Source organism: Geomicrobium sp. JCM 19055 (assembly GCF_000698185.1).
Taxonomy (GTDB): Bacteria; Bacillota; Bacilli; order Bacillales; family Marinococcaceae; genus Geomicrobium_A; species Geomicrobium_A sediminis.
In genome coordinates, this window is record NZ_BAXL01000023.1 from 1 (window position 1) to 20,814 (window position 20,814).

Genomic DNA, 20,814 nt, shown 5'->3' on the forward strand with positions numbered 1-20,814 from the left:
TTTTCGAGAGGGCAGGAAAACGCTTGATTTTCATTCAGTTTTCAGCGGACAACCGTTGTAATTTGCAAGATGGGCCTGTAGCTCAGCTGGTTAGAGCGCACGCCTGATAAGCGTGAGGTCGGTGGTTCGAGTCCACTCAGGCCCACCATCTTCAAATCATAGCACTTGGGGCCTTAGCTCAGCTGGGAGAGCGCCTGCTTTGCACGCAGGAGGTCAGCGGTTCGATCCCGCTAGGCTCCACCATACATAAACGATTCAAGACAAGCCTATGCTTGTCTTTTTTTTGTTTGTAAAAATAATACAAGCCTTCTTACTTGCATGTTAGAGATAAATGTATTATATTATAGTCAAAGATAGTCAAGGTCAAGGGGTGTGGATGATGAGCAATAACATTTCAGATGTTATTGAACAATATCTTAAATCAATTCTTACAGACGAGGAACGTAATCGAATAGAAATAAAGAGAAGTGAGCTTGCGAAACACTTTGAATGTGTCCCTTCACAAATAAATTATGTCATTCGTACGAGATTTACGATTGAAAAAGGTTATATTGTGGAAAGTAAAAGAGGTGGGGGCGGATACATTCGTATTCAGAAAGTGTCCCATTCAGATGATCTTGAATTAATTGATCATCTTCTTAAATTGATTGGCAAGCAAGTAGACCAAGTAGGGGCTATGAGTGTTATTAGCCGTCTACTAGAAGAGAAAGTTATTACGAAACGTGAGTTTCTACTAATGAAAGCAACGATTGATCGTCAAGTGCTTGCATTAAACCAAGCGGCACATCGAGATGTATTGCGTGCAAACATTTTAAAAGCGATGTTAAGTAGTTTGAAGTATAAGGTGTAGGTAGAGGGGGTGTGCAAATGCTTTGTCAACATTGCAATGAGCGAAAAGCAACGCTTCGTTTTACGAAGATCGTAAATGGCAAAAAAACAGAGAAGCATCTCTGCGAACATTGTGCTAAAGAGCAAGGTGAAGCATTACCTGGGAACAACAACTATTCCATTCATGATTTATTGTCTGGAATGTTGAATTTAGATTCTTCTAATCCTCCGTTAGGTCAAATCCATTTTAAAAAGCCAAAGGCAGAATTAAGCTGTCCGAAATGTAAGTTGAGCTATTCAGCATTTGTACAAAATAGTCGATTTGGATGTTCACATTGTTATCAAGCTTTTGAAGAAAAGCTCGATCCCATACTAAAACGTGTCCATGGTGGCAATCATGTTCATAGAGGCAAAATTCCAAAGCGTATAGGGGGAAAGCTTGAGCACAAGCGTAAGGTTACAAAGTTAAAGGAAAAGATGCAGTTCTATATTCAAAACGAAGAGTTTGAGGAAGCTGCGATCATCCGAGATGAAATTCGTGCTCTACAACGTGAACAAAACGATGAAGGGGGCAATGAATGATGTCGCTTGAACAATTTATTTCTGAAGCGATTAGCCCTTGGATGAATCAGCCGGGTCCAAATGATGAAATCGTTTTAAGTAGTCGTGTTCGTCTAGCAAGAAACCTTTCTAATTACTCGTTTCCATTTAAAGCCTCTAATGAAGATGCAAAGTCGGTGTACAGCTATTTACACGAGAATCTATCTGAAACGACGCTTGATGGAATCGGAAACTTATCTTGGTTTGCAGTAAAGAACATGTCAGACATTGAGCGACACGTCCTCGTTGAAAAACATTTAACGAGTCCTCAGCTTGCGGAAGGTTCCGAAGAAGCGGCGGTCGTACTCAGTGATGATGAATCCATAAGTATTATGGTGAACGAAGAAGATCATTTACGCATTCAATGTCTATATCCAGGGTTGCAACTTAGTGAAGCATTTGAAGCTGCAAATGCTTTGGATGATTGGGTTGAGGCAAACGTTGATTATGCATATGATGAAAAGCGCGGTTATTTAACGAGTTGCCCTACAAACGTAGGAACAGGGCTTCGCGCATCGGTGATGATGCACCTTCCGGGACTCGTAACTACAAAACAATTATCAAGAATTATTCCTGCAGTTAATCAAATTGGTCTTGTCGTTAGAGGAATATACGGTGAAGGTAGCGAAACTAAAGGGAATCTGTTTCAAATTTCCAATCAGATGACACTTGGAAAGACGGAAGCAGATATCATTGATGATTTGCGGAGTGTCGTTTTGCAGTTGATTGAGCGAGAACGAATTGCACGAGAAAAGCTGCTTGAGTCCAAGAGATTACAAATGATTGATCAAGTTTATCGATCTTTCGGTATCCTTGCGAACAGTCGTATCATAGAATCAGTAGAAGCGGCATCGCATTTATCGAATGTAAGACTTGGCATTGATCTTGACTTAATTGAAGGCATCGACGCGAAGATTCTCAATGAACTCATGATTCTTATTCAACCAGCGTTTCTTCAACAGTACGCGAAGAAAGCACTAACGACAGAACAACGTGATGAACGACGTGCGTCGTTGATTCGCGAAAGATTAAGGCTAGAAAACATATTAGACGGAGGTGAGTGACCATGATGTTTGGCCGATTTACAGAGCGCGCTCAAAAAGTGCTCGCACTTGCACAGGAAGAGGCCGTGCGACTTGGTCATACGAATATAGGAACGGAGCACATCCTTCTTGGACTTCTTCGTGAAGGAGACGGGATTGCTGCTAAAGCCTTGCAAGCACTCAATTTAGGTGCAGAGAAAGTACAAGTGGAGGTGGAGAACCTAATTGGTTCGGAAAGCTCACAATCCACGGTACAAGAAACGCCTCACTATACACCACGTGCTAAAAAAAGTCATTGAACTATCTATGGATGAAGCCAGAAAACTTGGCCACTCTTACGTAGGTACAGAGCATATTTTACTTGGTCTCATTCGTGAAGGTGAAGGAGTAGCCGCTCGCGTGCTAAATAATCTTGGGGTGAGTCTGAATAAAGCACGCCAGCAAGTGTTACAACTTCTAGGTAGTAACGAGTCTTCAAGCAGCGGTACACAACAAGGCGGAGGTGTAGCTGGCGGAAATGTCAACACACCAACACTGGATAGTCTCGCAAGAGATTTAACAAACGTTGCTAAAGAGGAAAACTTGGATCCTGTCATTGGACGCGGAACTGAGATCCAACGTGTAATCCAAGTGTTATCAAGAAGAACGAAAAACAACCCAGTGTTAATTGGCGAGCCTGGGGTTGGTAAGACAGCAGTAGCAGAAGGGCTTGCGCAAGCCATCGTAGCAAATGAAGTTCCTGAGACGCTTCGTGGCAAGCGTGTGATGACGCTTGATATGGGTACTGTTGTAGCCGGAACGAAATACCGGGGTGAATTTGAAGATCGTTTGAAGAAGGTTATGGAAGAGATCCGTCAAGCTGGAAACGTCATTCTCTTCATTGATGAGTTGCATACACTAATTGGTGCAGGTGGCGCAGAGGGTGCGATTGATGCCTCGAATATCTTGAAGCCATCCCTTGCCCGAGGTGAACTGCAATGCATTGGTGCGACGACATTAGATGAGTATCGTCGTTACATTGAGAAAGATGCAGCACTTGAACGCCGCTTCCAACCGATTCATGTAAATGAGCCGACACTTGATGAATCTGAGCAAATTCTCTTTGGATTACGAGATCGCTATGAAGCACATCACCGTGTGACAATTACTGATGAAGCCATTTCAGAAGCGGTTAAAATGAGTGACCGTTACATCTCTGATCGCTTCTTACCAGATAAGGCGATTGATTTGATCGATGAAGCAGCTTCAAAGGTTCGACTACGTTCCTATACAGCACCACCAAACTTAAAAGATATGGAACAAAAGCTCGATGAAACACGTAAGGAAAAAGATGCAGCTGTTCAAAGTCAAGAATTTGAAAAAGCCGCTTCATTACGTGATAGTGAACAACGTTTGCGTGAAGAGCTGGACCAATTAAAAGATGAATGGAAAGAGCAACAAGGGCAAGAGAATACCGAAGTTACAATGAATGACATCGCTGAGGTGGTTGCGAGCTGGACGGGAATTCCTGTTGCTAAGCTGGCTGAAGAAGAGACCGAACGATTACTTCGAATGGAAGATATTCTTCACAATCGTGTCGTTGGTCAAGATGAAGCCGTTGTAGCTATTTCGAAAGCAGTTCGCCGTGCGCGCGCAGGCTTAAAGATCCAAAGCGACCAATTGGTTCGTTTATTTTCCTAGGGCCTACAGGTGTTGGTAAAACTGAACTTGCTCGAGCAGTAGCTGAGACGTTATTTGGTGACGAAGATGCAGTTCTTCGTGTAGATATGTCTGAGTACATGGAGAAGTACTCGACAAGTCGTCTCGTTGGTTCTCCTCCAGGTTACGTAGGGTATGATGAAGGTGGGCAATTAACAGAGAAGGTTCGTCAAAAGCCTTACTCAGTCATTTTGCTCGATGAGATTGAGAAAGCACACCCGGATGTGTTTAACATTTTGCTACAAGTACTTGAAGACGGTCACTTAACGGATTCTAAAGGGCGTAAAGTCGACTTTAGAAATACCGCGATCATTATGACCTCAAACGTTGGTGCTAGTGCATTAAAAGAAAACAAATATGTCGGGTTTACGACACAATCGGAAGATGCGAAATACGGAGATATGAAAGGCAAGGTTATGGGAGAGCTGAAGAAAACGTTCCGCCCAGAGTTCTTGAACCGTATTGATGAGACAATTGTTTTCCATAGTCTTGAGAAGAAACACATTAAAGAAATTGTTGGTCTCATGGCAGAGGAATTACAAAAGCGTCTTGCCGAACAAGAAATTAACTTCTCACTAACTGAAGTAGCAAAAGAAAAGATTGCAGATGAAGGATTTGATCCAGAATACGGGGCTAGACCACTTCGTCGTGCATTGCAAAAACAAGTGGAAGACCGACTCTCTGAAGAACTTCTGAGAGGACGCATTAAAAAAAGGTGAAACAGCGGTCATCGACTATAAAGATGGTGAGTTTGTCGTCGAGCTTAAAGAAACGGCAACCACGTAATTGCGAGAAGAGCCGGGACACTTCCCGGCTCTTTCTGTACATGTAACGTTATTCGATAAAACACGACAAATAAAGGGAGGGAATTATGGCAAAAACAAAAACAAAGTTCGTCTGCCAAGAGTGTGGCTACGAGTCCATGAAATGGATGGGCAGATGCCCAGGCTGTCAGAACTGGAATACGTTAGTTGAAGAATTAGAAACTCCTAAAAAAATCTAGATCAACCGCTACGATGGCGGGATTGTCTGGCACAAAGTCGAAGCCAGAAGTCATTACAAAAGTAACGCGAGAAGATGAACCGAGAATGTCAACGAACTTGTCAGAGTTAGACCGTGTACTCGGAGGTGGCATTGTTCCAGGTTCACTTGTACTCGTCGGTGGTGACCCAGGAATTGGGAAGTCGACGCTACTTTTGCAACTGTCGGCCATCCTTGCTGAAAACAAGCGAAAGATTCTTTACATATCGGGTGAAGAGTCCGTTAAACAAACCAAGATGCGCGCTGAGCGTCTTCATGCCCAATCAGATCAGTTGTACGTCTATACTGAAACCGATACTCAAGCGATCGAGTTAGCTGTTGATCAAGTGAGTCCTGAAGTTGTTGTGATTGACTCGATACAAACGATGCAAACACCTGACATTACGTCAGCTCCTGGAAGTGTAGCTCAAGTACGAGAATCAACGGGTATGTTTATGAAGATGGCAAAATCAAAAGGGATTGCTGTTTTTGTCGTTGGTCATGTGACGAAGCAAGGAGCGATTGCAGGCCCTAAAATGCTTGAACATATGGTTGATGCAGTTCTTTATTTTGAAGGCGAGCGTCATCATACGTATCGGATTTTAAGAGCGGTAAAAAACCGCTTCGGATCGACGAATGAAATTGGGATTTTTGAGATGAAAGAGCAAGGACTCCGCCAAGTGTTAAATCCATCTGAGATATTCTTAGAGGAGAGGACCAACGGTGTAGCAGGAGCAATTGTTGTTGCTTCCTTAGAAGGGACAAGACCAGTACTCGTAGAACTACAAGCATTAGTTGCCCCTTCAAGCTATGCTAACCCGAAAAGAACGGCAACAGGCGTCGACCATAACCGGGTATCGCTCTTGATGGCTGTGCTAGAAAAACGAGTCGGGATGTTATTACAAAATCAGGATGCGTATATCAACGTTGCGGGTGGCGTGAAGCTTGATGAGCCTGCCGTTGACCTGGGGATTGCGATTAGTATTGCTTCGAGCTTTCGAAATGAAATTACAAAGCCTACAGATGTCGCCATCGGTGAGGTAGGTTTGACCGGAGAGATTAGACGGGTATCAAGAATTCAAGAGCGTGTGAAAGAGTGTGCAAAGCTGGATTCAAACGTTGTATTGTACCAGCTAAAAACCTCGGTGATTGGACCGTTCCGAAAGGGGTTGAAGTGATCGGAGTACATTCTTTAGACGAAGCACTTGCCGTCATGTTAGGCGAGCGAGCAAAAAGAAGATAGCAAGTAAAGGAGAATCGTAATGTCAGAGATTAGTCGCAATCATTTTATTGAAAATGTATTCCCTTTTTTTGGCCCCAGGAACAGCATTAAGAGATGGAATTGATAATGTTTTGCGTGCAGGGACTGGAGGCTCATTGTCGTTGGGTATACCGACAGTGTAAAAAAAGGTTGTTGATGGAGGCTTTCATATCCAAGCACCTTATACTGCAGCCCAATTGTACGAACTTGCAAAAATGGATGGTGCGATTATTTTAAGTAAAGACATCCAAAAAAATCCTCTATGCAAACGTACAGTTAATCCCTGACAATAAAGTGTTCTCTGATGAAACCGGCATGCGTCACCGCACAGCAGAACGAGTGGCAAGGCAAACTGGGGAGTTAGTCATCGCTGTATCTGAACGAAGAAATGTCATTACGCTATATCAAGGTGAATTTAAATATACGTTAAAAGAAATGGGTGTTATCTTAACGAAAGCAAACCAAGCGATCCAGACACTCGAAAAATATAAAGCGGTTTTAGACCAAAGCATGACAAACCTTGGTGCATTAGAGTTTGAAGGACTTGTATCATTCCAAGATGTAGCACCTGTCATTCACCGTATCGAAATGGTTTTACGTGTGAAACGTGAACTCATTACTTACGTACATGAACTAGGGAATGAAGGTCGTCTTATTACAATGCAATTAAATGAGTTGCTCACAAACGTTGAAAAAGAAGCTCTTCTACTCTTTAAAGACTATGTAAATGAGGATGAGATCAAAGCTGAAGAGGCGTTCCATGCGTTGCAACAAAGTAGTGCTAAACATTCCTTTACAGATGAATACATTCGTAAGTTACTTGGATTGAAGCTACGGAGGGAACAAGACCCAGTTTTACATTCAAGGGGATTCCGTCTTTTACATCGTATACCGAGATTGCCATCGGCTGTAATTGACAACATTGTCCAATATTTCGAGACAATTAGCGCGATGACAGAGGCGACTTTGGAAGACTTGGAAAATGTAGAAGGAATTGGCGAAACCCGTGCAAGACTAGTCGTTGAAGGGTTAGAGAGGGTTCAAGAACAGTTGTTTATTGATCGTCATATTTAATGTGATTGATACGCCGTTGTAAGGGTTACAATGTATAGTAATCTTCACCTCTAAGAAATGATTCTATGAATTTCTCAGATCGAAGATAGAAGACTCAAACGTTGTCCATAATGAGTGGTAGGAGGTGGAAGTTATGTTAAAACGAATCGTCCAAGTGTTCTTTGTTATTCTTGGCGGTGCGCTCGGCTTTATTTTTTATCCCGAACTTATTTCAATTTTATCCCTAGAGCTACCCGGCTGGATAGCGAGTGATTATGTGGGCGGGTTAATTGGGGCAGGGATATTCTTCTTGTTAAGCTTATGGTTAGCAGGACCAATTGCTAGAGCGATGAGTATTGTGGAAGAAGCGATTGTGAAAGCTCCAATTACCGATGTATTGTTCGGTACGATTGGTTTAGTGTTAGGTTTGACGGTGGCTTACCTCATTGGTATTCCGATTGGTGAATTTTCAGTTCCGATCTTAAGTCAGGTTCTCCCAATCTTTATTACCATTTTGTTTGGGTATTTTGGTTACAGAATCGGGTCACAAAAACGGGATGAGCTCGTCTCTTTAGTATCGAGTTTTGGGAAGATGAGTAATAAAGATAAGAAACGAGATGAACAGTCTTCATCGGATTCAGCAGTACCGATTAAGATTTTTGATACGAGTGTTATTATCGATGGTCGAATCGCGGATGTTTGTCGGACGAGGTTTCTTGAAGGAACCGTTGTGATTCCAAAATTCGTTCTTGATGAATTACAGCATATTGCAGATTCTTCGGATGCATTAAAGCGTAATCGTGGTCGACGAGGGTTAGATATTCTAAATCAAATTCAAAAGGAACTCCCAGTTCAAGTGAAAATTGAAGACATTGACTTTGATGATGTTCAAGGTGTCGATAGTAAGCTTGTAAAGTTGGCACAAAAGACAAATGGGATTGTCGTAACGAATGATTTTAATTTGAATAAAGTGTGTGATTTACAAGGTGTTTCTGTTCTGAATATTAACGATCTGGCTAATGCTGTGAAACCGGTAGTATTACCAGGAGAAGAAATGCACGTTCAGGTCATTAAAGATGGCAAGGAAGAAAAACAAGGTATCGGCTATCTCGATGACGGTACGATGATTGTGATTGAAGAAGGTCGTTCCTATATTGGCGAGCATCTTGAAGTCATCGTGACGAGTGTTTTACAAACGAGTGCAGGTCGCATGATCTTTGCAAAACCAAAGATTGTCGAGAAAGAAAAAGCATTATAAGTTTATTAACGAGAGAACCGTAAATGATGGCAGTTGAGACAGTTGCCTTATGCGGTTCTCTAGTTGTATGATTAAGAATGGTCGTCTTTGTACGACCTTTTTACTTTGAATAAAGGGGGCAGAGCGATTATGACGTATACCGTGATCATTCCTGCAGCAGGTCAGGGAAAACGTATGAAAGCGGGAAAGAATAAGCAATTTCTACAACTAAATGATCGCCCTGTAATTATTCATACATTACAAGTGTTTGAAAGAGACCCAATGTGTAAGCAAGTGATTGTTGTTGCTAATCATCAAGAAATTACACAAATGGAAGCTTTATTCCAACAATATGCGTTAAAGAAAGTCGATAAAGTCATTGAAGGCGGAGCGGAACGGCAAGAAAGTGTGTTTGAAGGGATTAAAGCGGTAGACGATCGTGAAGGGATGGTTATCATTCATGACGGAGCGAGACCTTTTATCGAAGTTGAACAAATACATGAGTTATTAACTCACGTAACCGCCGAGCAAGGAGCCGTATTAGGTACTCCAGTTACAGATACGATCAAGCGTGTTGATGAGCATAGGAACATTGTAGAAACTGTACCGAGAAAACCGCTAGTTGCTGTGCAAACTCCACAAGCATTTACATATCCAATGATTTATGAAGCCTACCAAAATGCTTTTACGAGTCAATTTGTCGGAACAGACGACACAAGCCTTGTTGAGTATATGGGGAAAGAAGTGACCGTCGTTTTTGGTAGTGAGGACAATATTAAATTAACAACGCCTTTTGATTTAGCAGTAGCGAATGTTATTTTACGTCAGCGACAAGGAAGGGGAGATTCAGAATGAGAATAGGACAAGGGTTTGACGTCCATGCATTGGAAAGAGATACAGACCTCATCATAGGTGGGGTGAAGATTGATTATGAGTTTGGCCTAAAAGGACATTCAGATGCAGATGTATTGCTCCATGCAATTTCAGATGCGCTACTTGGAGCGGTCGCAGAAGGAGATATTGGTAAGCACTTTCCTGATACAGACCCGGCTTATAAAGGGGCTGACTCGGCTAAATTACTACAAGAGGTGTACAAGCTTGTTACCGACAAAGGTTTAAAGCTTGGGAACCTTGATTGTACGATTATTGCTGAGAAGCCGAAGATGGCACCACATATTCAAGACATGCGCACACGAATTAGTGAGCTATTAGAGGTAACGATTGGTCAAGTGAATGTGAAAGCAACGACGTCCGAGAAGCTTGGATTTACAGGTAGAAAAGAAGGAATTGCTTCGCTTGCGACGGTATTACTCATTGAAGATTAATGCATGAATCTAGGCATTTGCATGCTATACTAACGATAAGAACTAAATAGGACGGTGTTTTTAATGACAGCAGATGTACGTGTACGTTTTGCACCAAGTCCAACTGGACATTTGCACATTGGTGGCGCAAGACAAGCTCTGTTTAATTATCTATTTGCAAAGAAACATAATGGCGACTTTATTATCCGTATTGAAGATACAGACCAAGCTCGAAACATCGAGGTGGCAACGGACAAGCTTCTTCGCAGTATGAAGTGGCTAGGCGTGAATTGGGAAGAAGGTCCAGATGAAGGCGGTCCTTACGGTCCTTACCGAAGCATGGAGCGAATGGATACGTACACGAAGTATCTAAATCAACTTCTTGAGGAAGACAAAGCATACTACTGTTATATGACGACCGAAGAACTTGAGAAAGAGCGAGAAGAGCAAATTGCGCGCGGTGAAATGCCGAAGTATAGCGGTCGTGATCGTAACTTAACGAAAGAACAACGTGCCGAATACGAAGCGAAGGGTATTGAACCTGTCGTACGTTTTAAAGTGCCTGAAGGTGAAACGATTGTCATTGATGACGCAATCCGTGGACAAGTAACTTTTGAAGCGAATGGAATTGGTGACTTTGTTATTGCAAGAACAGACGGTGTTCCAACGTACAACTTTGCGGTTGCGATTGATGATCATTTAATGAAGATCTCTCATGTCATTCGTGGCGAAGAGCACTTGTCCAATACGCCGAGACAAGTCATGGTCTTTAACGCACTAGGAATGAATCAACCGACCTTCGCACATGCACCACTTATTTTAAATCCAGATCGTCAGAAGATGAGCAAACGTGACGAGTCGATTATGCAGTTTGTTGAGCAATATCAAGATTACGGGTACTTACCAGAAGCGCTTGTGAACTTCTTAGCGTTACTTGGTTGGTCTCCAGTAGGTGAAGAAGAGATCTTCACTCTCGACGAATTAAAAGAGCAGTTTAGCTTAGACCGTGTATCGAAAGCACCTGCTGTCTTCGATGAAGCGAAGCTTGCATGGGTAGGAAATCAATACATGAAAGCAGCAAGCTTAGAGCGTGTTACGGAGCTTTGTATTCCGTACTTGCAAAAAGCAGGCAAAATTTCAGAGACGTTGTCTGATGACGACCACAAGTGGGTCACTGAACTCGTGAGCATGTATCAAGAGCAAATGCACTACGCTGCAGAAATTGTAGAGCTAACGGAACTCTTTTTCAAAGAAGACGTAGACTATGATGGAGAAGCGAAAGAAGTCATTGCTTCTGAGCATGTGCCCGCAGTTATGAATGCTTTTGCAACACAAATCGAGTCGCTGGATGTATTTGAAGCGGATGCAATTAAAAAAATCGATTAAAGCCGTTCAAAAGGAAACAGGCTACAAAGGCAAGCAATTGTTTATGCCAATCCGTGTCGCTGTTAGTGGTCAAACACATGGACCAGAATTGCCAAAAGCAATTGAACTGATTGGAAAAGAAACGGTTTTAAAGAGAGTTCAAAAAGCAGCACAACAATAACATATGTAAAACATGTAGATGAGGAAAGTAAGCAAGAGCGGCGATTTCCAGAGACAGCCGGTTGGTGGGAAAGGCTGAATCGTCACCTTGCTGAAATGCACCTCGGAGTCTTTTGCTGAAAGGGAACATCAAGTAGGCAAAAGCGGTGAAGAGCCGTTATTAACGAATGAGTGGGGTATAGAAAGACGTGCCTCAACAGAGTGGAACCACGTGGAATGCGTCTCTGTGCCTTAGCACAGGGGCGTTTTATTTTGGAATCATTTCTTTCGTCAGATAAAGCAATGTTTGTTACAGTAGAGCTTAGTACGTAACCGATTAGGGTAAGCTAAGAAAAAAATGACCGTGTTTTTAATGGAATAGGAATAAACATAAACGATTGGAAAGAATGAGGGGGAGGCCATGTGGCGGACATTCAAAAACGACATTGATGTTGTGTTTACGAGAGATCCTGCAGCAAGAAGTCGATTCGAAGTCATTCTAACGTATTCTGGGGTTCATGCGATTTGGCTTCATCGGATTGCGCATTGGTTTTGGGGAAAGAAACTCTTTTTGTTTGCAAGAGTCTTATCTCAAATTAGTCGCTTCTTTACAGGAATTGAAATACACCCGGGCGCACAAATTGGTCAGCGTGTGTTTATTGATCACGGCATGGGTGTGGTGATTGGGGAAACGTGTGAAATTGGCAATGATGTAACGATTTACCAAGGAGTAACTCTTGGTGGAACAGGGAAAGAAAAAGGAAAACGGCATCCTACAGTGGAAGATCATGTTTTGTTTGCATCTGGCGCAAAGGTGCTAGGATCGATGACAATTGGTCGCAATTCCAACATTGGAGCTGGAGCAGTCGTTTTAAATGAAGTGCCTCAAAACAGTACGGTAGTTGGGATTCCAGGACGTGTTGTTGTCCAAGATGGAGTGCGTGTGAGCGATAGCTTGGATCACCATCAATTACCCGATCCAGAGAACGAGCGTTTTCGATTACTCGAAAAAGAGGTTGAACGCTTGCGCCGAGAGTTAAAAGAGTTGAAGCAAGAGCATAAAGGAGAGTGAAGCCGATGGCTATTCATATGTACAATACGTTAACTCGTAGTAAAGAAGAGTTTCGTCCTTTAGAAGAAGGGCGAGTGAAAATGTATGTATGTGGACCTACGGTATACAATTACATTCACATTGGGAACGCACGTCCTGTCGTCGTATTTGACATGGTGCGCAGGTATTTACAATATAAAGGATACGAAGTGGAATACGTATCAAACTTTACAGATGTTGATGATAAAATTATTAAAGCTGCTAAAGAAAATGGAGAAGATGCTTTTAAGCTAGCGGAACGTTTTATTGAGAAATTCCATGAGGATACGAAAGCGCTCGGTGTGAAAGAAGCCGACGAACACCCGCGTGTAACGAAGACGATGCCTGAGATTATAGAGTTTATTCAAGCGTTAGTTGATAAAGGTTATGCTTATGAAGCGGACGGAGACGTTTACTTCCATACAAAAGCGTTCCCTTCATACGGGCAGTTGTCAGGTCAATCGATCGATGACCTTCGTTCAGGTGCACGTATTGATGTAGGTGAACAAAAGCGTGATCCGTTAGACTTTGCATTGTGGAAGAAGGCAAAGGATGGGGAAGTGAATTGGGAAGCGCCGTGGAGTTCGGGGAGACCGGGTTGGCATATTGAGTGTTCAGCAATGGTTAAGAAATACCTCGGTGACACAATTGACATCCATGCGGGGGGTCAAGACCTTGCGTTTCCACACCATGAAAATGAAGTGGCTCAATCAGAAGCCTTAATGAAAAGAAGATGGCGAACTATTGGTTACACAATGGTTACATTCAAATCGATAACGAAAAAAATGTCAAAGTCACTCGGTAATTTTGTGTTAGTAAATGATCTGATTAAAGCGTATGATCCTAGTGTCATTCGATTCTTCATTTTACAAGCGCATTATCGCCATCCGTTAAACTTTAACAACGAGTTACTTGAATCAGCGAAGTCAGGTCTAGTAAGAATCCACACGTTTGCTGAAAACGTTCAACATCGAATCCAAGAAACGGCTGACTTAGGTGAATCAGATGTGATGGAAAATCGCATTGAGCAATTTAAAAAGCGTTTTATTGATGATATGGATGATGATTTCCATACTGCGAATGCGATTACGAATGTTTTTGAGTTTGTTCGAGAAGGAAATCGCTACCTACAGGAACCAAACACTTCTAAACGTGTATTAGAATTAATGATGACAACACTAAAAGAGTGGGGCACAGTACTTGGCGTATCGTTTGTACCAGAAGCGGAACTTCTTGATGATGAGATTGAGACGTTAATTGAACAAAGGATTCAAGCAAGAAGTGAGCGTAATTTCCAAGAGTCAGATCGAATTCGTGATGATTTAAAAGAGCGTGGCATTCTGTTGGAAGATACGGCTCAAGGGACGAGATGGAAGAGGGTTTAAACGATGCAATCTTCACAGTATAAACAGTTAAACGGATTAACATTAGCGTACATCGGCGATGCAGTTTATGAGCTGCATGTACGCTCTTTCCTCGTACAAAGGGGAATGGCAAAACCGAATGAACTGCACAAAGCGGCAACGTCATATGTGAGTGCAAAAGCACAGGCGAGTGCGCTTCATTACTGGTTAGAAAATGAGCAATTAACCGAAGAAGAAGAAGCAATTGTCCGCAGAGGGCGTAATGCGAAATCGGGAAGTTTGCCGAAGAACACAGACGTTCAAACGTATCGATATAGTACAGGCTTTGAAGCGTTGATTGGTTATGTGCACCTTGCGTGTGATAAGACCCGTTTGGAACAATTGATGAACGAGGCGATTGCTAGGACTGATGAGGAGGAATCATGATGAAAGAACAACAAGATGAATGGTTGGCGGGACGAAACGCGGTTACTGAAGCGTTACGTTCTTCGCAATCAGTGCAAAAGATTTGGGTAGCTGAAGGAGTCAAAAAGGCGTCCATTCATGAGATTACTCAAAAGGCTAAAGAGCAAAACATCGTCGTGAATTTTGTTCCTAAACAAAAAGTCGATACACTTGTGGGCCATAAAAACCATCAAGGCATTATCGCTTCCATTGCAGCGCACAACTATTCGGACATGGAAACGTTATTCCAACGTGCAGAAGCGAAAGGCACCGCGCCTTTTTTTATTTTGCTTGATGGCATTGAAGATCCACAGAACTTAGGGTCTATTCTTCGATCGGCAGATGCAGCAGGTGCAGATGGGGTGATCATTCCAAAGCGTGGAGCGAGCGGGCTTACGTCTACAGTTGCGAAAGCTTCAGCGGGAGCAATTGCTCACGTACCTGTCGTCAAAGTAACGAATATGGCTAGAACGATTGCTGAACTCAAAGAACGTGGATTATGGATGATTGGTAGTGATGCAAAAGGCGACGGAGATTTTAAGCAATTGGATGCTTCCATGCCACTCGGTCTAATTATTGGAAGTGAAGGCAAGGGAATGAGCCGTCTCGTAAAAGAATCGTGTGATTTTTTTGTATAGCATCCCTCTAATGGGACAAGTTACCTCGCTCAATGCAGCGGTTGCCGGAAGTCTTTTTATGTACGAAGTTCAAAGAAAGCGCTCGTAGGGGTGCGGTGATGATGAAAGAGTATGTGATTGTTGACGGCTATAATATTATCGGAGATTGGCCGGAACTCGTTAAACTAAAAAAACAATCGTTGATTGATGCAAGAGATGCGCTCATTGAAAAGATGGCTGAATACCAGGCGATCACTGGGCGCAATGTCATCATTGTGTTTGATGCACACCTTGTAAAAGGAATCGGTGCGAAAGATCACCTCTACCGAGTTGAAGTCATCTATACGAGGCAAAAAGAAACGGCTGATGAGCGGATTGAACGGCTAGCAAAACAATTGAAGAACGTGAACACGCAAATCTATGTCGCAACGTCAGATCACGTAGAGCAGCGGGTTATCTTTGCTAATGGTGCGTTACGTACTTCAGCAAGAGAGTTGCGACTTCAAGTTGAAGATGTCGAACGTACGATTGGACAAGCCGTAAAAGATGTCGAGTCAACCTCAAAAAAAGGGAACATTGCGCTTAGTGAAGAAGTTGCTGAATTCTTTGACAAATGGCGTCGAAAAGGTCATTGACTTATTGATTCTCGTCCTGGACTGCTATATACTTAGTTCACACACACCGAAGTCGAGGGCGAGGGATTGTCATGAGCGCATACGTCTTAGAAAACAATCAGACGGTTGTTAGATCAGAGAACAAGGATGTAATCAGCGAAGATGAAAGACTCGTAGAAGCTGTTCGTTACGGGAACTCCACTGCTTTGGAACAATTAATCAACAAGTACAAGAATTTCGTACGTGCGAAAGCAAGGTCATATTTCTTAATCGGTGCAGATCATGAAGACATTGTTCAAGAAGGAATGATCGGCCTCTACAAAGCCATTCGAGATTTTAATGGGGACAAGCTTTCATCGTTCCGGGCATTTGCAGAACTTTGTATTACACGTCAGATTATAACGGCTATAAAGACAGCCACTCGTCAGAAACACATCCCGTTGAATTCATATGTTTCATTGGACAAGCCGATGTATGATGAAGAGTCGGATCGTACATTAATGGATGTGGTTTGCAGTTCGTTAATTAGTAACCCCGAAGAAATGCTCATTAATCAAGAAGAACTAACAGACATTGAATTGAAGATTAGCGAAGTGCTAAGTGAACTTGAGCAACAGGTATTAAGGTTATATTTGGAAGGACAATCGTACCAAGAGATTTCGATTGACTTGAATCGTCACGTGAAATCAATTGATAACGCATTACAACGAGTGAAGCGTAAGCTCGAACGTTACGTTGAGAAAAGATACGTACACACTTAATATTTTTACAATTTAAAATAGCAGAATCTTCTATTGGTTTTGAGATTTAGCTGTGGTGCAAGGTCGTGTGGCCTTGTGCTTCATTGACAGTTGTTTCGTTCTATGATATTCTGCGACTGTATAGTAGATTGAGATTTTTGGCTATAATGATAGATGAAAGCAATCCACTCAAAACGCCGTCGATACGGTTGTTTTTTTTATGTTCAGAAATATTGATACGCTTGAAACTACGTTTTCATATTTTCGGGGGGTGTCCTGCAAGTGACCAATCCAGTGCAATTTCTAAAAGAAGTCGGCAAACAAATGAAACAAGTAACTTGGCCGACGCCGAGTGAGCTTTTTAAATATACGAAGATTGTCCTCGTAACGGTAATTTTCATGTCAATCTTCTTTGCCATTGTTGATTTTGCTTTCTCGGAACTTGTTAGGCTGTTCCTATAAGCGTATTTTTGTTGTATAGAGAGGAGGGCGGCAGCCTGAAAGGCTGACTACCTATGGAGAAGAATTGGTATGTTGTTCATACGTATTCTGGGTATGAAAACAGAGTTAAAGCAAACCTAGAGAAACGTGTCGAGTCAATGGAAATGCTCGATAAGATTTTCCGTGTGCTCGTTCCTGTGGAAGAAGAAACAGAAACGAAGAACGGAAAGACAAAAACGGTAAATCGTAAGACGTTCCCTGGGTACGTGCTTGTAGAAATGGTCATGACCGATGACTCATGGTATGTCGTTCGAAACACACCAGGAGTAACAGGTTTTGTTGGCTCTTCAGGTGCTGGCTCGAAACCGACAGCGCTTTTGCCAGATGAAGTTGACTCGATTCTACGTCAAATGGGTGTTGAAGCACCGAAAGCTGAAGTAGATCTTGAAATTAAAGAGTCGGTGAAAGTTAAAGAAGGACCATTTACAGACTTTACAGGTACAGTGGAAGAGATTAGTCTCGAGAAGCAAAAAGTCAAAGTCCACGTCAACATGTTTGGACGAGAGACTCCTGTTGAACTTGAGTTCCATCAAGTCGAAAAACTTTCATAACTGGATTTTCCACTTGAAAAAGGCAAGTATAAGTGATAAGATTTTTATGTTTGCTTCAACTGTCTTGCTGACAGTTGGTCAATAAGTGGGAGGGTGTAACAACCCGAAACACCACATTACGAACGAAGGAGGTGTGTCGCGTGGCTAGAAAAGTTGAAACCGTAGTTAAGCTACAGATTCCTGCAGGTAAAGCTAACCCGGCACCACCGGTCGGTCCTGCCCTTGGTCAGGCTGGTGTAAATATCATGGGCTTCTGTAAAGAGTTCAACGCACGTACACAGGAGCAAACAGGAACTATCATTCCTGTAGAGATTACTGTTTATGAAGACCGTTCATTTACGTTTGTGACAAAGACTCCACCAGCAGCAATTCTTCTTAAAGAAGCAGCTGGCGTTAAGTCTGGTTCTGGAGAACCACACAAAGTGAAGGTTGCATCAGTAACTGCTGAGCAAGTACGTGGAATCGCTGAAACGAAGATGGAGACTTGAACGCTGCTGATATTGATGCTGCTGTTAAGATGATCGAAGGTACAGCACGCAGCATGGGTATCACTGTTGAAGGATAATTAATCCTTATAAAATGATCAAGACAGGTTGCGATGAGCCTTCTAACGGGTCATTTGCAACCTTGATTGTTGTTACGAAGCAGTCGTCTTTCTAAAAGGAATGAATCTTCTCTAGCGATTAAGCGTGGGAGGTCAAACCGTTAAAACCACAAAAAGAGGAGTTGTTAGAAATGGCTAAAAAAACACGGTAAGAAATATGCAGACGCTAAGAAACAAGTCGATGTAAATAAAGAATACAATGCAAGCGAAGCCATTGAGCTTGTGAAAAAGATTGCTCCGGCAAACTTTGATGAAACAGTTGAGGTTGCAGTACGTCTTGGAGTAGACCCTCGTAAAGCGGACCAACAAATCCGTGGCGCTGTTGTCCTTCCAAACGGAACTGGTAAAACTCAACGTGTACTCGTTTTCGCTAAAGGTGAAAAGGCTAAAGAAGCTGAAGAAGCTGGCGCAGACGTTGTAGGTGAAGAAGAACTCGTTAACAAAATCAACAAGGTTGGATGGACTTTGACGTTGTTGTTGCGACACCAGACATGATGGCGCAAGTTGGTAAGCTTGGTCGTGTTCTTGGACCAAAAGGCCTTATGCCAAACCCTAAGACGGGTACTGTAACAATGGATGTTACACAAGCTGTCAATGAAATCAAAGCGGGTAAAGTTGAGTACCGCGTTGAAAAAGCTGGAAATGTACACGTTCCAATTGGAAAAGTGTCATTTACAGAAGAGCAATTGCTCGAAAACTTCAAGACAATTGTTGATATCCTTGCAAAAGCTAAGCCTTCTGCAGCAAAAGGTACGTACATGAAAAACATCGCGGTTTCTTCTTCTATGGGACCTGGTGTTAAAGTAAGTACTGCTGGAATCTCTGGCTAATTTTGCCGTATTGACTTTTGGGTAACCGTTTTATATAATTAAAAACGGTTAATAGCTAAATATACTGCCGCAGACAGTAGGTGCACGATTGTGCGTAAATCCTGCCGAGGTATCGATCCTATAAAATGACACTGCGTGTCATTCGGAATCTCCTCTGTCTGTGTGCTTCATGGACAGGGGAGTTTTTTTTGATCCTCTGAACGGCAAATTTTTCAGGAGGTGGAACAATGGGCAGTGTACTCGAACAAAAACAAGCAGTTGTTGATGAGATCGTCGAGAAATTTAACAGCAGTGAGTCAATCATTTTTGTTGATTATCGTGGTCTAAGCGTGAGTCAAGACACGGAATTGCGTAACAAACTCCGTGCTGCAGACGTTGAGCTCAAAGTGTACAAAAACACATTGACTCGTCGCGCAACAGCTGAGACAAGCCTTACAGAGCTTGACGAAACACTTGTAGGTCCAACAGCGATTGCTACGAGCAAAACAGATGCAGTAGCAGCAGCGAAAGTCTTAAACGAGTTCGCGAAAGAAAACGAAGCTTTAGAAATTAAAGCGGGTGTTATTCAAGGTAGCGTAACTTCTGTTGAAGACATTAAGAAGATTGCTGAACTTCCTTCTTACGAAGGACTTGTATCTATGCTACTCAGCGTACTACAAGCGCCAATCAGAAACTTTGCATTGGCTTCTAAGGCAGTCGCAGATCAAAAAGAAGAAAGTGCGTAAGCACCTAATTTTTAACATTCCTGAAGGAGGAATATACAATGGCTAAAGAGCAAATTATTGAAGAAATCAAGAGCATGACAGTTCTTGAGTTGAACGACCTAGTTAAAGCAATCGAGGACGAGTTTGGTGTAACAGCTGCAGCTCCAGTTGCAGTAGCTGGTGGAGGAGACGCAGGTGCTGCTGAAGAGCAAACAGAATTTAACGTAGTTCTTACTTCTGCTGGTTCTTCTAAGATCGGCGTTATCAAAGTTGTTCGTGGAATCACAGGTCTTGGTCTTAAAGAAGCAAAAGCGCTTGTTGACGGTGCCCCTGAGACACTTAAAGAAGGCGTAAGCAAAGACGAAGCTGAAGACATGAAGAGCCAACTTGAAGAAGCTGGTGCACAAGTAGAAATCAAGTAATTTGACTTCTATATGAAAAGACTTCCCTGCGATATGTGGGGGAGTCTTTTCGTTTAAATAACGTAATTTCTAAAGAAAAGATTCTTAATAGAAGTTTCTAAGAGAAGAGGTGAAGTAGTTGTCCGCGCATTATTATGATAAAAAACCAACGGTAAGTAGTGAGCGACAAACGGTTGGGGTTACAATTAAAGAGAAAGACTATACGTTTTTAACAGATCGAGGGGTTTTTTCTAAAGGTGGCGTCGATTTTGGCAGTATGTTCTTGGCAGATACGTATCAAGCCCCTGCAGTTGATGGTCCGGTATTAGATGTTGGTTGTGGCTATGGTCCGCTAGGTATATCGATTGCAAGCGATACAGGTAGAGAAATTTGGATGACTGATGTGAATGAACGCGCAGTCCAGCTTTCGAAAGATAATGCGGCTCGCAATCACGTAGAGAAACAGGTAACAATCGTTCATGGGTCGGGGTATGAAGCGATTCCGGAAGAGAAAACATTTGCATCGATCGTCACAAACTCCTATTCGAGCGGGGAAAGCGGTTGTGCATCATTTTTTTTGAAGAAGCCCACAAACGATTAGTTGATGGAGGGGAACTCTGGGTCGTTATTCAGAAAAAGCAAGGTGCCCCTTCTACGAAAAAGAAATTAGAAGAGTTGTTCAAAGAAGTCGTAGAAGAAGGGAAGAGCAAAGGTTACTCTCTCTATCGATGCTATAAATAAATGAAAAAAATATTTGACCTTGAACTCGGTTTGTGATAATATCAT

The 20,814-nt window shown here is 42.5% G+C and carries 15 protein-coding genes, 2 tRNA genes, 8 pseudogenes and 2 other annotated features; all 25 genes and pseudogenes read left to right on the forward strand.

The window, feature by feature from the left end:
- Positions 1 to 71: 71 nt before the first annotated feature.
- The 25 genes and pseudogenes from JCM19055_RS18170 to JCM19055_RS18290 all read left to right on the forward strand — a co-directional run bounded on the left by JCM19055_RS18170 (position 72) and on the right by JCM19055_RS18290 (position 20,769).
- A tRNA-Ile gene (locus JCM19055_RS18170) sits at positions 72 to 148 on the forward strand.
- Between the two features lie 19 nt (positions 149 to 167).
- A tRNA-Ala gene (locus tag JCM19055_RS18175) sits at positions 168 to 243 on the forward strand.
- Between the two features lie 136 nt (positions 244 to 379).
- On the forward strand, positions 380 to 850 hold the full coding sequence (locus JCM19055_RS18180) for a CtsR family transcriptional regulator (protein ID WP_042360762.1): 471 nt from the start codon (positions 380 to 382) through the stop codon (positions 848 to 850).
- Positions 851 to 867: 17 nt separating this feature from the next.
- Positions 868 to 1,410 carry a UvrB/UvrC motif-containing protein gene (locus tag JCM19055_RS18185; protein ID WP_042360763.1) on the forward strand — a complete coding sequence of 181 codons (543 nt, stop codon included), beginning with the start codon at positions 868 to 870 and terminating at the stop codon, positions 1,408 to 1,410.
- On the forward strand, positions 1,410 to 2,492 hold the full coding sequence (locus JCM19055_RS18190) for a protein arginine kinase (protein WP_042360808.1): 1,083 nt from the start codon (positions 1,410 to 1,412) through the stop codon (positions 2,490 to 2,492). The genes JCM19055_RS18185 and JCM19055_RS18190 overlap by 1 nt, the downstream gene beginning before the upstream one ends.
- Positions 2,493 to 2,494: 2 nt before the next feature.
- A pseudogene (gene clpC, locus JCM19055_RS18195) lies at positions 2,495 to 4,955 on the forward strand (ATP-dependent protease ATP-binding subunit ClpC).
- Between the two features lie 85 nt (positions 4,956 to 5,040).
- A pseudogene (gene radA, locus JCM19055_RS18200) lies at positions 5,041 to 6,432 on the forward strand (DNA repair protein RadA).
- Positions 6,433 to 6,485: 53 nt separating this feature from the next.
- Positions 6,486 to 7,524, forward strand: a pseudogene (gene disA / locus JCM19055_RS18205) (DNA integrity scanning diadenylate cyclase DisA).
- A 133-nt stretch (positions 7,525 to 7,657) separates the two neighbouring features.
- Positions 7,658 to 8,761 (forward strand): PIN/TRAM domain-containing protein, encoded by a 1,104-nt coding sequence (locus JCM19055_RS18210; RefSeq protein ID WP_042360764.1) that lies wholly within the window; start codon positions 7,658 to 7,660, stop codon positions 8,759 to 8,761.
- Positions 8,762 to 8,890: 129 nt separating this feature from the next.
- On the forward strand, positions 8,891 to 9,595 hold the full coding sequence (ispD, locus tag JCM19055_RS18215; RefSeq protein WP_042360765.1) for a 2-C-methyl-D-erythritol 4-phosphate cytidylyltransferase: 705 nt from the start codon (positions 8,891 to 8,893) through the stop codon (positions 9,593 to 9,595).
- The gene (gene ispF / locus JCM19055_RS18220; protein ID WP_042360766.1) at positions 9,592 to 10,065 is read left to right on the forward strand and encodes a 2-C-methyl-D-erythritol 2,4-cyclodiphosphate synthase; all 474 of its coding nucleotides are present in this window, start codon (positions 9,592 to 9,594) and stop codon (positions 10,063 to 10,065) included. Before ispD ends, ispF begins: the two co-directional genes overlap by 4 nt.
- A gap of 63 nt (positions 10,066 to 10,128) precedes the next feature.
- Positions 10,129 to 11,590: pseudogene (gene gltX / locus JCM19055_RS18225) on the forward strand (glutamate--tRNA ligase).
- A gap of 6 nt (positions 11,591 to 11,596) precedes the next feature.
- Positions 11,597 to 11,818, forward strand: a binding site (T-box leader).
- A 171-nt stretch (positions 11,819 to 11,989) separates the two neighbouring features.
- Positions 11,990 to 12,640 (forward strand): serine O-acetyltransferase, encoded by a 651-nt coding sequence (gene cysE, locus JCM19055_RS18230; protein ID WP_042360767.1) that lies wholly within the window; start codon positions 11,990 to 11,992, stop codon positions 12,638 to 12,640.
- A 5-nt stretch (positions 12,641 to 12,645) separates the two neighbouring features.
- Entirely contained in the window at positions 12,646 to 14,043 is a 1,398-nt protein-coding gene (cysS, locus tag JCM19055_RS18235; protein ID WP_265182335.1) for a cysteine--tRNA ligase, read from the forward strand.
- Positions 14,044 to 14,046: 3 nt separating this feature from the next.
- Positions 14,047 to 14,448, forward strand: coding sequence for a Mini-ribonuclease 3 (locus JCM19055_RS18240; protein ID WP_042360768.1), 402 nt, complete (start codon positions 14,047 to 14,049; stop codon positions 14,446 to 14,448).
- Positions 14,448 to 15,192 (forward strand): annotated as a pseudogene (gene rlmB, locus JCM19055_RS18245) (23S rRNA (guanosine(2251)-2'-O)-methyltransferase RlmB). The gene JCM19055_RS18240 and the pseudogene rlmB overlap by 1 nt, the downstream one beginning before the upstream one ends.
- Positions 15,193 to 15,205: 13 nt before the next feature.
- Complete coding sequence (locus tag JCM19055_RS18250) at positions 15,206 to 15,718, forward strand: NYN domain-containing protein (RefSeq protein ID WP_042360809.1); 513 nt, start codon at positions 15,206 to 15,208, stop codon at positions 15,716 to 15,718.
- Positions 15,719 to 15,789: 71 nt separating this feature from the next.
- On the forward strand, positions 15,790 to 16,458 hold the full coding sequence (gene sigH, locus JCM19055_RS18255; protein WP_042360769.1) for an RNA polymerase sporulation sigma factor SigH: 669 nt from the start codon (positions 15,790 to 15,792) through the stop codon (positions 16,456 to 16,458).
- A 261-nt stretch (positions 16,459 to 16,719) separates the two neighbouring features.
- The gene (gene secE / locus JCM19055_RS18260) at positions 16,720 to 16,899 is read left to right on the forward strand and encodes a preprotein translocase subunit SecE (protein ID WP_042360770.1); all 180 of its coding nucleotides are present in this window, start codon (positions 16,720 to 16,722) and stop codon (positions 16,897 to 16,899) included.
- Between the two features lie 53 nt (positions 16,900 to 16,952).
- Entirely contained in the window at positions 16,953 to 17,489 is a 537-nt protein-coding gene (gene nusG, locus JCM19055_RS18265) for a transcription termination/antitermination protein NusG (protein WP_042360771.1), read from the forward strand.
- A 140-nt stretch (positions 17,490 to 17,629) separates the two neighbouring features.
- Positions 17,630 to 18,054 (forward strand): annotated as a pseudogene (gene rplK, locus JCM19055_RS18270) (50S ribosomal protein L11).
- Between the two features lie 174 nt (positions 18,055 to 18,228).
- Positions 18,229 to 18,923: pseudogene (gene rplA / locus JCM19055_RS18275) on the forward strand (50S ribosomal protein L1); the annotation flags it as partial.
- A gap of 49 nt (positions 18,924 to 18,972) precedes the next feature.
- Positions 18,973 to 19,120: a sequence feature (ribosomal protein L10 leader region), on the forward strand.
- 30 nt (positions 19,121 to 19,150) lie between these two features.
- Positions 19,151 to 19,648, forward strand: coding sequence for a 50S ribosomal protein L10 (rplJ, locus tag JCM19055_RS18280; RefSeq protein WP_042360773.1), 498 nt, complete (start codon positions 19,151 to 19,153; stop codon positions 19,646 to 19,648).
- Positions 19,649 to 19,686: 38 nt separating this feature from the next.
- Positions 19,687 to 20,049: a 50S ribosomal protein L7/L12 gene (rplL, locus tag JCM19055_RS18285; RefSeq protein ID WP_042360774.1), complete on the forward strand. Its 363-nt coding sequence runs from the start codon at positions 19,687 to 19,689 to the stop codon at positions 20,047 to 20,049.
- A gap of 118 nt (positions 20,050 to 20,167) precedes the next feature.
- Positions 20,168 to 20,769 (forward strand): annotated as a pseudogene (locus tag JCM19055_RS18290) (class I SAM-dependent methyltransferase).
- Positions 20,770 to 20,814 lie beyond the last annotated feature (45 nt).